This window comes from Flavobacterium faecale, assembly GCF_048320115.1.
Taxonomy (GTDB): domain Bacteria; phylum Bacteroidota; class Bacteroidia; order Flavobacteriales; family Flavobacteriaceae; genus Flavobacterium; species Flavobacterium faecale_A.
Map to the genome: position 1 here is coordinate 231356 of NZ_CP182943.1, position 14694 is coordinate 246049.

General features: G+C 34.0%; 13 protein-coding genes. 5 read left to right on the forward strand and 8 right to left on the reverse strand.

Annotation, left to right across the window (positions count from 1 at the left end; all coding sequences use genetic code 11):
- Positions 1-105 precede the first annotated feature (105 nt).
- Positions 106-408, forward strand: a complete 303-nt coding sequence (locus ACNH59_RS00985) for a GNAT family N-acetyltransferase (protein WP_418263594.1) — start codon at positions 106-108, stop codon at positions 406-408.
- A gap of 110 nt (positions 409-518) precedes the next feature.
- Here the strand turns inward: ACNH59_RS00985 and rny are convergent, their stop codons facing one another.
- The 3 genes from rny to ACNH59_RS01000 form a co-directional block, all read right to left on the reverse strand.
- Positions 519-2081 carry a ribonuclease Y gene (gene rny, locus ACNH59_RS00990; protein WP_418263595.1) on the reverse strand — a complete coding sequence of 521 codons (1563 nt, stop codon included), beginning with the start codon at positions 2079-2081 and terminating at the stop codon, positions 519-521.
- 209 nt (positions 2082-2290) lie between these two features.
- Positions 2291-2584: a cell division protein ZapA gene (locus ACNH59_RS00995; RefSeq protein WP_418263596.1), complete on the reverse strand. Its 294-nt coding sequence runs from the start codon at positions 2582-2584 to the stop codon at positions 2291-2293.
- Positions 2585-2592: 8 nt separating this feature from the next.
- On the reverse strand, positions 2593-2883 hold the full coding sequence (locus ACNH59_RS01000; RefSeq protein WP_418263597.1) for a hypothetical protein: 291 nt from the start codon (positions 2881-2883) through the stop codon (positions 2593-2595).
- 178 nt (positions 2884-3061) lie between these two features.
- Between ACNH59_RS01000 and ACNH59_RS01005 the strand changes: the two genes are divergently transcribed.
- The 3 genes from ACNH59_RS01005 (at position 3062) to ACNH59_RS01015 (ending at position 8060) form a co-directional block, all read left to right on the forward strand.
- Positions 3062-4759, forward strand: a complete 1698-nt coding sequence (locus ACNH59_RS01005) for a M23 family metallopeptidase (RefSeq protein ID WP_418263598.1) — start codon at positions 3062-3064, stop codon at positions 4757-4759.
- A gap of 30 nt (positions 4760-4789) precedes the next feature.
- Positions 4790-7240 (forward strand): carboxypeptidase-like regulatory domain-containing protein, encoded by a 2451-nt coding sequence (locus ACNH59_RS01010; RefSeq protein WP_418263599.1) that lies wholly within the window; start codon positions 4790-4792, stop codon positions 7238-7240.
- Positions 7241-7337: 97 nt separating this feature from the next.
- The gene (locus tag ACNH59_RS01015) at positions 7338-8060 is read left to right on the forward strand and encodes a hypothetical protein (RefSeq protein ID WP_418263600.1); all 723 of its coding nucleotides are present in this window, start codon (positions 7338-7340) and stop codon (positions 8058-8060) included.
- Here the strand turns inward: ACNH59_RS01015 and ACNH59_RS01020 are convergent.
- The 5 genes from ACNH59_RS01020 to ACNH59_RS01040 all read right to left on the reverse strand — a co-directional run bounded on the left by ACNH59_RS01020 (position 8057) and on the right by ACNH59_RS01040 (position 13941).
- The gene (locus ACNH59_RS01020) at positions 8057-8758 is read right to left on the reverse strand and encodes a hypothetical protein (protein WP_418263601.1); all 702 of its coding nucleotides are present in this window, start codon (positions 8756-8758) and stop codon (positions 8057-8059) included. The two genes, ACNH59_RS01015 and ACNH59_RS01020, sit on opposite strands and share 4 nt — an antisense overlap.
- Positions 8759-8814: 56 nt before the next feature.
- Positions 8815-10644, reverse strand: coding sequence for an ABC transporter ATP-binding protein (locus ACNH59_RS01025; RefSeq protein WP_418263602.1), 1830 nt, complete (start codon positions 10642-10644; stop codon positions 8815-8817).
- Positions 10644-12371: a phospho-sugar mutase gene (locus tag ACNH59_RS01030; RefSeq protein ID WP_418263603.1), complete on the reverse strand. Its 1728-nt coding sequence runs from the start codon at positions 12369-12371 to the stop codon at positions 10644-10646. The genes ACNH59_RS01025 and ACNH59_RS01030 overlap by 1 nt, the downstream gene beginning before the upstream one ends.
- Before the next feature lie 77 nt (positions 12372-12448).
- Positions 12449-13405 (reverse strand): glycosyltransferase family 2 protein, encoded by a 957-nt coding sequence (locus tag ACNH59_RS01035; RefSeq protein ID WP_418263604.1) that lies wholly within the window; start codon positions 13403-13405, stop codon positions 12449-12451.
- The gene (locus ACNH59_RS01040; RefSeq protein ID WP_418263605.1) at positions 13405-13941 is read right to left on the reverse strand and encodes a DUF4199 domain-containing protein; all 537 of its coding nucleotides are present in this window, start codon (positions 13939-13941) and stop codon (positions 13405-13407) included. The genes ACNH59_RS01035 and ACNH59_RS01040 overlap by 1 nt, the downstream gene beginning before the upstream one ends.
- 242 nt (positions 13942-14183) lie before the next feature.
- Between ACNH59_RS01040 and ACNH59_RS01045 the strand changes: the two genes are divergently transcribed.
- Positions 14184-14435 (forward strand): type B 50S ribosomal protein L31, encoded by a 252-nt coding sequence (locus ACNH59_RS01045; RefSeq protein ID WP_418263606.1) that lies wholly within the window; start codon positions 14184-14186, stop codon positions 14433-14435.
- Positions 14436-14694 lie beyond the last annotated feature (259 nt).

Consider the following 14694-nt stretch of genomic DNA (forward strand, 5'->3'; position numbering starts at 1 on the left):
ATTTTGTTCATGAAAGAAGTTTTTGTGTTAATTATATGGTTATGTAAAATCAAAAATCAAACCTACTTCTAAAAAAGTATCGCAATATTAATTTTAAAATATCAAATGGAACATTTAATCACCTTAGACATCAAAGACAACAGCTTTGCCCGACAATTTGAAACTACTGTTGAAGAAGGATTGGTAACTGTAGAATATTCGTTTCAAGAACGAAAGATATTTTTAACTAAAATCAATACACCAGATCATTTTGAAAACACAGCTTTTATACATCAATTCCTAACAGACATTTTGGCCATAGCGGTAGAACGAAAATTAAAAGTAGTTCCTATTTTACCTGAAATCGTTATTTTTTTCAAAAAAAACCCAGAATACAAAGAGTTATTACCTCCTGGAATTCGATTATAGCAGTAGTTTCTAAAATCAAACTGCTCTATGTAACAAAAAAATAAGCTCGATTATTAATCGAGCTTATTTTTTATAAATGAATTTATAATTCTAAAGGCAAAAACAAAGTATTACTTTGCAATATTTACAGCTCTAGTTTCTCTAATTACCGTTACTTTAACCTGTCCTGGATAAGTCATTTCAGTTTGGATTTTTTGTGAAATTTCGAAAGATAAAGTAGCTGCATTGTCATCAGATACTTTTTCACTCTCTACGATAACACGAAGTTCTCTACCGGCTTGAATTGCGTAAGCATTTTTCACACCATTGAACCCATAAGCAACTTCTTCAAGATCTTTCAAACGTTGGATGTAAGAATCTAATACTTGTCTTCTGGCTCCTGGTCTTGCTCCTGAGATGGCATCACAAACTTGAATAATTGGAGAAAGCAATGATTTCATTTCGATTTCATCATGGTGAGCTCCAATTGCGTTACAAACCTCTTCTTTTTCACCATATTTCTCTGCCCATTGCATTCCTAGTAAAGCGTGAGGTAAATCACTTTCGGTATCTGGTACTTTCCCAATATCGTGTAATAATCCAGCTCTCTTAGCTAACTTCACGTTCAAGCCCAATTCAGCTGCCATAATTCCACAAAGTTTAGAAACTTCACGAGAGTGTTGCAATAAGTTTTGACCATAAGAAGAACGGTATTTCATACGTCCTACTACTTTAATTAATTCAGGGTGTAAACCATGAATTCCAAGGTCTATTACGGTACGCTTACCTACTTCAATAATTTCGTCGTCAATTTGTTTGGCTGTTTTAGCTACAACTTCTTCAATACGTGCTGGGTGAATACGACCGTCTGTTACTAGTTTGTGTAATGCCAAACGAGCGATTTCTCTTCGTACTGGATCAAAACAAGAAAGAATGATTGCTTCTGGAGTATCATCAACAATAATCTCTACACCTGTAGCAGCTTCTAAAGCTCTAATGTTTCGCCCTTCACGACCAATGATTCTTCCTTTTACATCGTCAGATTCAATGTTGAAAACAGATACACAGTTTTCTACTGCTTCTTCTGTTCCAACTCTTTGAATAGTGTTGATGATGATTTTTTTAGCTTCCTGTTGAGCTGTAAGTTTGGCTTCTTCAATGGTATCTTGAATGTGAGACATGGCTTTGGATTTAGCCTCCGACTTTAAACCTTCTACCAATTGTTCTTTAGCCTCTTCAGCAGACAATCCAGAAATAACTTCTAGTTGTTGCAATTGACTTTTATGAAGTTTTTCAACTTCAGCTTGTTTTTTCTCTAAAATTTCGATTTTTGCGCTTAATTCAGCTGTTTTGTTTTCAAAATCGTCATTGATTTTCTTTGCTTTCGAAAGCTCATTTGAAATTTGAGATTCTTTGTCTCTAGTTCTTTTTTCAATTTCGGCCACTTTTTTGTCTCTTGCTAAAATCACTTGTTCGTGTTCTGATTTTAGTTCGATAAACTTTTCTTTAGCTTGAAGAATTTTATCTTTTTTTATGTTTTCAGCTTCAAAATTAGCGTCTTTTAAGATGGAAGCGGCTTCTTTTTTAGCGTTTTTAATTAGATTTGAAATATTGCTTTTTTCTATGATTTTGGCAATGCTGAAACCTGCTGCAATACCTATAATCCCTGAGATGACGATTGTTACTATGTCCATGTTTGTTTAAAATTTATATATAAAAAAAGCCTACATTAATTGCTTGAATAAACTCGAAAAGACAAGTTTTGAGCTAACTCACTGTTCAAGTTTCCTCGCCTGGGCGTGGCATGCTTTAGTAGTGAAGATTCGCTCATTCTAATTTGTTAGTGTTGAGTTTACCAAATGTGAACTAATGTAGGCAGTATCTTAGTTTATGTAAAGAACGTTTATTTTTCGAGATAGTGATCTAGTAACGCGTTGATTTTGTTAATTCTATCTATGGTTTCATTTCCGTTGATAGCATTGTCAATTTGTTTCTGTTCCACTTGTGAGGCAAATTGCAAAGCACACATGGCTAATACATCTTGCTTGTCACGAACAGCATAATTTTCTTCAAACTGCTTAATCATTGTATCAATTTTCTTGGACGCACTTCTAAGTCCTTCTTCCTGAGACGGATCCACTGTTAAGGGATAGACTCTGTCTGCAATTGATATTTTAATTTTAAGCTTTTCGTCCATATTTCTTATTAGTCTGATAGCTGTGCTATACAGTAATCAATTTCACGAATTAATGAATTTATTTTAAGCTTTGTATCTCTTTTATTTTCGTCACTGCCAAGTAATGAGTTGGCTAATTTAAGTGTTTCATATTGCGCTTTTAACGCTTCAATCTCAGTGTTTTGAGCTTGTATGATTTGTGCAGATTTAGCTAATTCGATATGTAATTCTTGAGTGTTTTTTTCTAAATTTTTTATTTTTAGAATCAGTTTTCCAACTTTATTTTCAAGAGTATCAATTATTTCTGCAATTACACTCATTCTCTTTCCTAATTCATTACTTAATATTACAAATTTAGTATTACTTTTTATTATTACAATATTTTATTTGTTTTTTTATTATAAAAATGGCAAAATGTTGTACTGTAAATGGTTACGATTTCTATTTTTTTTCTAAAGCAATACGAATTACTTTTTTATCTTAGCAAAAATGAAAAGAATGAAATATTATAATTTATTACTGTTGCTTTCTACTGTTTTAATAGGACAAAATAATTATCCAAAAGATTATTTTGGGCTACCTTTAGATATCCCAATGCAAGTTTCTGGAAATTTTGGAGAATTGAGACCCAACCATTTTCATGCCGGTTTTGATCTGAAAACATTAGGTAGAGAAGGCGTTGCTGTACATGCGGTTGCCGATGGTTATGTGTCAAGAATTAAAATTTCACCTTACGGAAACGGAAGTGCCTTATATATTGACCATCCTAACGGATACACTTCCGTTTATTGCCATTTACAAAAAGTGGAAGGTGCTCTTGGGGAATACATTCGCAAAGCACAGTATCGTGAAAAATCTTTTGAGGTAGAATTATTTCCTAAACAAAATGAATTAGTAGTCAAAAAAGGGGAAACAATTGCTTTGTCTGGAAATACAGGTTCGTCACAGGGACCTCATTTGCATTTTGAATTTCGTGATACTAAAACGGAAAAAATTATTAATCCACTTCATTTTGGATACGACAAATTCGTAAGTGACAACCGAAAACCTACTGTCTCTGCATTGTATGTTTACCCAATAGACGACAAAACAACAGTCAACCAATCTAAAAGACCTATTTTACTTAATCTTGCTTTACAGAAAGACGGAACGTATTTGGCTAACAAAGTTTCGGCTAACAGAAAAATTGGTTTTGGTGTTACCGCTGATGATTATGATGCGGTTTCTAAAAGTAAAAATGGGATTTATAAAATACAATCCTATTGCAATGGGAAGCCTAGCTTTGGTTTTCAAATGGACACTTATTCCTTTGACGAAATGAGATATATCAATGCCTTGATTGATTATCCAAAATACAAAAAAACATCTCAAAGAATTCAAAAATTATTTATGACTACTCCTTATCCATTGAGTATTATTAAAACCGACCAATCCAATGGAGTTATTACTGTCATGCCTAATTTGACTTATACCTATAAAATTGAAGTAGCCGACTTTCACGGCAATACTACTATTATCAATATCCCTATTAGTTATGATTCTGTAACAGCTATCGTTGAAAAGGAAACCAAAGTATCCAATTATTTTGTAAAAGTAAATAGAGAGAATATGTTTACCAAAAACAATTGGTCTGTCTTTTTCCCTGCAGGTACTTTCTATGATAATTTTGATATGAATTTTGATGTTCGTGGTGATAGTTTGTATTTACATGATGAATTGACTCCTGTTCATTCTTACTTCACAATTAGTGTTGAGGATATTAAATTTTCTGAAACTGAAAGAGAAAAAGTCTATATTGCAGATATAGATTCAAGAGGTAGAACTGGTTACAATGCAACCACACGAAAAGGCAATGTTTTTACTGCCAAAGTAAAATCATTAGGAAGGTATACTTTGGCAACAGATACTACTAGGCCTGTAATTTCAATGAGTTATCCCATAGAAGGGAAATGGTTGAGTTCTCATAAATCCTTATCGTTGATTATTAGCGATAGTGGTTCAGGCATAAAGTCATATAGCGGTTATCTCAACGGTGTGTGGGCATTATTTGAGTATGATTATAAAACACGTAAAATAACTCATAATTTCAGTGAGGGTATAGTTGCTGAAGGGGCTAATGATTTGAAAGTGATTGTGGTTGATAATGTAGGTAATTCAACTACTTTTGAGACTCGTTTTTATAGAAGTCAAAAATAAAATACAGATAGTTTGAATAGTATAAAAATAATGAGTTTTATGATTTTGTGTGCATTAGGTATACAATCTCATGCACAAACAGCCGTAGTGAAGGGTGTGGTTGTAGATAATAGCAAGCAACCGGTAAGCAGTGTAAATGTGACTTGCTCCAATAGTAAGACTTTTACAGATAATGATGGAAAATATAGTATTAAGGTGCCTACTAATAAAAAAGTAGCGGTTGTGTTTACACATGTTTCGTTAAAAATGACTACTATATCCTTATGGTTAAATGAAGGAGAGGTATATGAATTTAATGTTGTGATGAATGACCAACAGGAACAGATGGGGGAGGTTATTGTGTCGTCTTCTAATAGAAAGCAGGTGCAAGGAATCACAACTATTGAACCAGAACTTATTCGGAAAATGGCTGGTGCCAATGCTGGAATTGAAAATATTCTAAAAACTCTTCCTGGTGTAAATTCCAATAACGAATTGAGTACGCAATATGCTGTTCGAGGGGGAAATTATGATGAAAACTTAGTTTATGTGAACGAAATTGAGGTTTATCGTCCGTTTTTAATTCGGTCGGGGCAGCAAGAAGGACTTAGTTTTACAAATACCGATTTAGTGCAAAATGTCGAGTTTTCAGCTGGTGGTTTTCAAGCTAAATTTGGAGATAAACTATCCTCAGTTTTGGATATAACATATAGAATGCCAACAAAGTTAAGTGGAACTTTTGAAGCAAGTTTCCTAGGAGGAAGTCTTTCTCTTGATGCTATTTCTAAAAATAAAAAATGGACAGCAGTAACAGGAGTACGCTATAGAAATAATAGTTTACTCGTGAATAGTCAAGATACAGAAACGAATTATGAGCCATCATTTGTTGATATGCAGACCAATATCAATTTTAATGCTTCATCCAAATGGAATTTTAATTTTTTAGGAAATATATCGCAGAATAGGTACAATTACCAACCCTTAACGCGTCAAACAAAATTTGGAACCATTGATAGACCTATGGCGCTGACGGTTTTTTATGAAGGGCAAGAAAAAGATAAATACGAAACTTATTTTGGCGCCTTTAAAACAACTTACAAGGCCAGCGAAAATTTTACATTGAAATACATTGCATCTGTTTTTCATACGACTGAACAGGAACATTTTGATATTCTAGCACAGTACCGCCTTGGAGAAGTAGACACAACAATTGGTGGTGATACCTACGGAAATGTAAGCTTCACAAGAGGAATTGGTTCACAGCTTAATCATGCTAGAAATGATTTGGATGCTTTGATTGTAAATACGGAATTTAAAGGTTTTCATGATTGGAAAAAAAACTTAGTTGAATGGGGCGCTAAATTCACGAGGGAATCTATTAGGGATCGCGTCATTGAGTGGGAGGTAATTGATTCTGCGGGGTTTTCGATTAATCCACCGGATAAGTTTTTGCCAAAAAACGAACAACCTTATACGTCTTATACGGGGCCTTTGGTACCATTTAGAAGCATTAGAGCCATTAATTTTAATGATATCAATCGTTTTTCGGGATATTTTCAATGGAGTCGAAGAGACAGAATTGGCGCAACAGATGTTTGGTACAATGCAGGAATGCGCTTCCACAATTGGTCTGTTTCAGACACAAACGCAGATAGAGCTTCGCAAACCGTTTTTAGTCCAAGAGCTCAATTTGCCATCAAACCCAATTGGGAAAAAGATATGATTTTCAGGGTTTCAGGAGGAGTGTACCATCAACCGCCCTTTTATCGCGAATTAAGAGATGCGAGTGGTGTAGTACAACCTGATGTCAAAGCACAAAAATCCGTTCATTTTGTTTTGAGCAACGATTATAGTTTTAAAATGTGGGAGCGCCCATTTAAACTGGTTTCGGAACTCTATTATAAATCCATGACGGATGTAAACACCTACACAGTAGATAATGTCCGAATTCGTTATGCTGCAACCAACGATGCCATTGCTTATGCGCAAGGGTTAGATGTTCGGCTGAATGGAGAGTTTGTCCCAGGTACCGAATCATGGATGAGTTTTGGTTATTTGCAAACAGAAGAAAATAGTGCTGACAAAGGGTATATTGCTCGACCTACAGATCAAAGATTGAAATTTGCTTTGTTATTCCAAGATTATATGCCTAATATCCCTTCGGTTAAATTGTATTTAAACTTAGTTTATAATACTGGGTTGCCAGGAGGTTCTCCAGCGTACGCTGATCCTTATTTGTATCAAAACCGACTGAATGATTATAGAAGAGCTGATGTAGGTTTTTTCAAAGTATTTATCGACCAAACGAAACCAAGACCTCAAAGTGTATTGTTTAAGAATTTTAAGGAATTGGCTTTGGGTTTTGAAATATTTAATCTGTTCAATAATCAAAACGCTATTACCAATACTTGGGTGAGAGATGTTTATACAAAATCAGAGTATGGAATTCCTAATTATATGACTACTCGTGTTTTTAATATTAAGTTGACTGCCAAGTTATAAGGCTTTTTGTTTGTTTAGTATAGAAAAAAGGTGGAGAGAAATAGAAATCCATTTTTTAAATTGTTTACATTTGATTTTATTTTAATATTAGCTGGATATGAAAAATATAAAAATAGCTTTATTGCTTTTTTCAGTGTTGTTTTTAACAAGTTGTAAGGAAGAGGTTGAAAAGCCAAAAGTGATTTATGATAACTCTAATAAGGAGAAACCGTTTACCAAAATGGATTCGACTCAAATTGCTATTGCTGACTTACCTATTCAAATGGAAGGAACTGATTATTTGATTCATCCAGTAGGCGATTTAAGGGTGTACGAACGTGGTACAAAATCCCGTTATGGTTCATCCAGTGTGATTGATTTAAGTTTTACCATCTCCAACTATGGAGAAAATGAAATTACTGGCTATTTACAAAATCTTAAATTCCAAAAAATAAATTCAGATTCGATAAAATCATTGAGTGATAAACCTGTTTTGATTCAAACAGCCACATATTTAAGTGGAATAGCCGAAAGAACCAAAAACAAAATTATGGTTTATACGCTATTCGACTTGGATTCTAATAGGGATGGAAAATTGGATTCAAGCGATATCAAAAGCCTGTATTTAAGCGACATAAGCGGTGAGAAGTTCACAAAAATATCGGTTAATTTTCAAGAGTTAATAGATTGGAATTTGATTGAGTCTCAAAATCGTCTGTACTTTAGAACCGTTGAAGATACTAACAAAAATGGTCAATTTGACAAAAATGACGTAGTGCATTACAATTACATCGATTTGTCACGAAGCAATTGGGAAGTAAAAAGTTACGAACCTATTTAGATCAAAATATCACTTTCTAAATCTGATTTTTCGATGGTAAAATGAAATCCAAGTTCTTTTACCAGTTGGATTACTAAATTTTTATACCAGTTTTCAGATTTAGGATGAATGTAGATTTTCTCAATCAACTGATTGATGTCTACATTAATTTTTAATCCATCGTTAAGACTAATATTATTAACTGTAACATCTGTAATGATGCGAACTTCTCTTTCATATTGAAAGCTTTTTCTTTTGAATAAAAAAGGGAAGAACATATCATCAAAGGGGATGTATTCTTTTTTGTAGTCAATATAATTAACTTCTCCGATATATTGGTTGAATGTTCCCTCTGGCACCAAAGCATTTTGTAATCTACCTATCGTAGATTGAATGGCTAGCCCCTCACTGTTTTGAGTAAATATTTGCCACATTGCAAAAGATTCATACTCATTAATATGCCAGCTGCTAATCGCTACTTTTTCACGATGTGTTTTGTAGTATTTTAAGAAATCAGGATTATCCGTTGATAATTTCTTTATTTCTTCAAATGTCGGTTCGCTAAAAGTCCCTTCGTATTGATCTTCAAATTTATCAGAACGAGACATGAATAACTTCCTAGAAAGTAATAATTCTAGGAATTTAGACAAGTCAAGGTATTTCCAAACAATAGTATTTGGATCTTCTGGAAGTTTAATATTGGAGTTGTTGATGTACATTTTTGTGACGAAATGAGTTCTGAAATAGCTCCTTCAAATTTAATCAACTTGTGCCACTATTCAAAAGATTGAAGGGTTACTAATTTGTTATATGTTCCGTTAAGACTGATAAGCTCTTCATGGCTTCCTTGTTCGACAATGCGCCCTTTTTTCATTACCACAATAACATCTGCTTTTTGTATCGTTGAAAGTCGGTGTGCAATGACGATGGAGGTTCTGTTTTGCATCATGTTTTCAAGGGCTACTTGCACAAATTTTTCACTTTCTGTATCCAAAGCAGAAGTGGCTTCATCCAAAATCATAATTGGAGGGTTTTTCAAAACCGCACGAGCAATAGAAAGGCGTTGTTTTTGTCCTCCCGAAAGTTTGTTTCCACTGTCTCCAATATTGGTGTGTATCCCTAATGGTAATTCATTCACAAATTCATACGCATTAGCAATTTTTAAAGCAGCAATAATTTCTTCATCTGTGGCATCTAGTTTTCCTAAGGAGATATTGGCTTTGATCGTGTCGTTGAATAAAATACTATCTTGAGTAACCAATCCCATTAGTCCACGAAGTGATTCTAGTTTCATATCTTTAATGTTCACTTCATCAATGGTAATAGTTCCTTCATTCACATCATAAAAACGAGTCAATAAATTGGCAATGGTACTTTTACCACTACCCGACTGTCCTACTAATGCTACTGTTTGCCCTTTATTAACTTCAAGTGAAAAATCTTTTAAGACCGCTTCTTCTTCGTATTTGAAGTTGATGTTTTTCAAGGAGATGGCTGATTCAAAACTATCTTTGACAATTGCTTTTTCTTTCGAAGTGATTTCGTTTTTAACTTCTAATACCTCAAAAACACGCTCTGCAGCTGCTAAACCATTTTTCACAGCATAGGATGCCTTGGAAATAGCTTTTGCCGGCGTAAGGATGTTAAAGGCTAGAGTTAGGTAAACAATGAATGCAGAGCCGTCTAAGGTTTTGTCAATTAAAACCAAATTACCCCCATAAAAAAGCAATATAGCGATGGTAGTAACCCCCAAAAATTCACTTAAAGGAGTTGCTAAATTGTTTTTAGCACCAATGGTATTGGATAAATTTAACAAACGCATGACCGAATCATTGAATCTGCTTTTGAAGTTGGGTTCAGCATTATAACTTTTAATGACTTTTAAACCGCCTAAAGTTTCATCTACAATGGAGATTAAAAAACCGCTTTCTTTTTGTGCTTCTAGCGAATGGGCTCGTAGGTTTTTGGCAACTTTGGAGATGATCCAGCCCGATATAGGCATAAAAACCAAAACAAAAAGAGTCAGTTTTGTACTGATGATAAACATGGTAACTAAAGTAAAAACGATCGTCAAAGGTTCCTTTACCACTAGTTCTAATATGGAGAAAAAGGAATTTTGTACCTCATTGACATCGCCTAGCATACGGGCCATAATATCTCCTTTTCTTTTTTCGGAATAAAATGATATCGGTAATTCGATAATCTTATCATACATGGATTTTTTCAAATCCTTAAGCACTCCGTTTTTAAGGTGCATGATATGAAAAGAGGCTAAATAATTGAATAAATTTTTAAGTAAAAATGTGGTAATTACCATCAATACAACAAAAAGCAAGGCAACTTGTATGCTGTTGCCTTGTGTTAGTGTTGAAATTTGGAAATAAAGATAGTCTGTCCCAAACTGTTTGATGTTTCCTATTCCTGTATATTCAGGTTTGGTAAATACCTCCTTTGTCTTTCCAAAAAGTACATCGAGTACAGGAAGGAGTGTCAGCATTGATATAGTGCTGAATAAGGCGTATAAAATATTGTAAATCACATTCCAAACGATGTGAGATTTATAAGGTTTTAAGTAAGGGAGTAACTTTAATAAACTTTTATCCATTAGTTCAATTGCATTCCAGTAATAATATTTTGAATCTTTTCGTTCAAATAGGCATCCGTTTCAGCGTATTTATCAACAGATTCTAATTCAGTATTTACACTGATATAGAATTTAATTTTTGGTTCTGTACCACTAGGTCTAGCGCAAATTTTCGAACCATCTTCAGTGTAGTAAATCAAAACGTCCGCTTTTGGTAAAACTAGTGTTTCGACTTCTCCTGTCAACAAGTTTTTTGCCGTCGAAGCTTTGTAATCTTCAACCATTACAACGCGTTGGCCGTTGATTTCTTTAATTGGGTTTTCACGTAAATTCACCATCATTTGGTTGATTTCAGCTAATCCATCCAATCCTTTTTTAGTTAACGAAATCAAATGTTCCTTGTAAAAACCAAAATCGACATAATGTTGCAATAATTCTTTGTATGCTGAACTTCCTTTGGCTTTGGCTTGAGCAGCAACTTCACAAATCAATAAAGTAGAAGCTACTGCGTCTTTATCTCGTACGGCATCACCTACCATAAATCCAAAACTTTCTTCTCCACCACCAATAAATTTTGATTCAGGAAAGTCTTTAACCATTTTGGCAATCCATTTGAAACCAGTCAATCCACTTTTGTATTCCACACCATAAGCAGTTGCTAATTCCATAATCATTGGAGTCGATACAATCGTAGAGGCTACAAATTGTTTCCCGTCTAACTTACCTGCTTTTTTCCATTTTTCTAACAAGAAAGCAGTCATTAAAATCATAGATTGGTTACCATTCAACAAGGTCATTTGGCCTTCGTTGTTGCGAACGGCTACTCCCAAACGATCACAGTCAGGGTCGGTACCGATTACGATATCAGCATTGATTTTGTTAGCCAAAGCAGTTGCCATTTTCAAAGCTTCTGGCTCTTCAGGATTAGGAGATTCCACCGTTGGGAAATCACCATTTGGCACTGCTTGTTCTTCTACGATACTCACGTTTTTGTATCCAGCTTGCGCCAAAGTTTGTGGTGTAACCGTGATTGAAGTTCCATGTAATGAGGTGAAAACAATTTTCAAATCATCTTTGGCAGCAGCGGGAGTGTCAAAACTTGCATTTGCAACTGTAGAGTCAATAAATGCTTGGTCAACATCTTTGTCGATATAGTGAATCAAACTTTCGTTAGCGTCAAACTTGATTTGGTTGTACTTTAAATTCTCAATTACATTGATGATTTCAACATCTTCTGGAGGGACAATTTGTCCTCCATCTTGCCAGTATACTTTGTATCCATTGTATTCTGGTGGGTTGTGTGAAGCTGTCAAAACAATTCCGCATTGGCAACCCAAATGTTTTACTGCAAATGACAATTCAGGAGTAGGACGCAAAGAAGAGAACAAATAAACTTCTACACCATTTGCAGAAAACACATCTGCAACTACTTTAGCTAGAGTGTCACTATTATGACGACAATCATAAGCAATCACCGCCTTTAATGATTGGTTAGGAAACGAAGTATGCAAATAATCTGCTAAACCTTGTGTGCTTTTCCCTAAAGTATATTTATTAATTTTATTATCACCAGGCCCCATAGTCCCACGCATTCCACCAGTTCCAAATTCCAAACTTTTATAAAAACTCTCTTCTAATTCTTTTGGAGAATTAGTGATTAAAGCCTGAACTTCTTCCTGCGTTGTAGCATCGAAAATTGGAGTTAACCATTCTTTGGCAGCATCCAAAATGTGTTGTTTAATTTCCATTTCTTGTATTTGTTAGTTTTTAGTATCTTTTTTCAAAAACCTGTCTCCTAGAAGACTGGCCAATTATAGGATATTCGTTATAAATTAACGCTTGTGGCCACCTTATATCTTTCTTCGTTGTTTTTAGTTCTCAAAATGATTTCTCCCAAGAAACCTGCCAAGAACAATTGTGTTCCTAGTACCATTGTGGTTAAAGCGATGTAAAACCAAGGATTATTAGTTACCAAAGTATATTTCATGTCGTTGTACATATAATATAATTTTGAGAAACCAATAAAACCAGCAGAAACAAAACCAATAATAAACATTAAAGAGCCAATGGCTCCAAATAAATGCATAGGGCGTTTGCCAAATTTAGATAAAAACCAAATGGTAATCAAATCTAAAAAACCGTTTACAAAACGTTCCATACCAAATTTAGTCTCTCCGTACTTTCTAGCTTGGTGAATCACCACTTTTTCGCCTATTTTTCCAAAACCAGCATTTTTTGCCAAAACAGGAATATAACGGTGCATCTCGCCCGAAACTTCCACGTTTTTAACTACTACATTTTTATAGGCTTTTAACCCACAGTTGAAATCGTTCAATTGTACGCCTGAAGTTTTTCGAGCCGCCCAATTGAATAATTTAGAAGGAATGTTTTTTGCTACTACTGAGTCGTACCGTTTCTTTTTCCAACCCGAAACCAAGTCATAGTTTTGTTGAGTAATCATTTCGTACAAACCAGGGATTTCATCCGGACTGTCTTGTAGATCGGCATCCATGGTGATGATAACATCTCCTTGTGCTTGTGCAAACCCCGCATGCAAAGCCTGTGATTTTCCAAAATTCTTCATAAAACGAATTCCTTTAATATTAGAATTCTCCTTAGAAAACCCTTCAATTAAAGTCCAAGAATTATCAGTACTACCATCATCCAAAAAAATAACCTCATAGGAATATTGGTTGGCTTGCATCACCTTGATGATCCATTGGTACAACTCTTTTAATGATTCTTCCTCGTTCAAAAGAGGGATTAGAATAGATAAATTCATTAGTTATTTTGTGAAGTAGTTTTAGATTTGAAAAATGCAGCCATTATTAATCCTAAAATACCACAGAAAAAAAGATTGACAACAGCTCCTTTTATTTGCTCCGGTATCGAAAAAGGATCGGTCTTTTTAAGACTGTCAATCATTTCGTTTAGAGAAGTTTCAGGAACTCCAAATTTCCCTGAAGTACTCTTGATGTAATTTATAGTCAACTCTAGTAAAGAAGCTTTGATAGAAGGATCGATAATATTGAATAAAATCATTTTGAATCCTACTGAAATTAATAATCCTACTAAAGCGCAAATGAAATATGTGGTAAAAGCTTCCTTGAAACTTAATACCCCATTCAGAGAGGCTTTTGTTTGAACCAGTAAGACTGAAGGAATGATGATAAAAATAGAGAAACTTAAAAGGGTCGTCCACCAAGCAATAAATAATTCAAGATTGACGGCATACATAATTGCAGTTATTAAGGACAAAACAGCTCCTGTGATAATACCATATTTAACACCGTTTTTTTTGATGACTTCATTAACCATTAGTCTCTTGTTTTTATTTGTTTGCAAATATAACAATTCCCCAATTACGAAGTGGTAAAATTCCAATTTTACAAATTATTAAAAAAACACTAACCAATGATTTGTTTATTGAAAAATAATTGTACTTTTGCATCCTTAAATTAACACAATAAAAACAAAAAGTTATAAGGCGTTTATACCTTTTCTGTAAAAAAGAGAAGCCGCAAAGCAAATTATAGCCAAACAAATAAAAGATTTACAAGATGAAAAAAGGTGTACACCCAGAGAATTACAGATTAGTTGCTTTTAAAGACATGTCTAACGAAGACGTTTTTATCACTAAGTCAACTGCAGAAACTAAAGAAACAATCATTCACGAAGGTGTTGAATATCCAGTTGTAAAAATGGAGATCTCTAGAACTTCTCACCCTTTTTACACAGGTAAAAACAAACTTATCGATACTGCAGGACGTATTGATAAATTCAAAACTAAATACGCTAAACACATTAAATAATTTTAATTTGTTTCAACATATAAAAAGCCTCGCAAATTGCGAGGCTTTTTTATTGGCATGAGGTTATTGCTAGCAAACATAACTATATAAAAAAAATCATGGCAATTAACCTTTAAAACAATCAACCATTTAGAAATTAATAATCATTTAGCCTTAATTTAACTTAACTTCATAACGGTTTAACAGAAAAAATAATGTTTCTAAAAGTGTTCAACTTAGTAGATAAACGAATCAAAAACTTTGTAACTTTGAGCCTTTA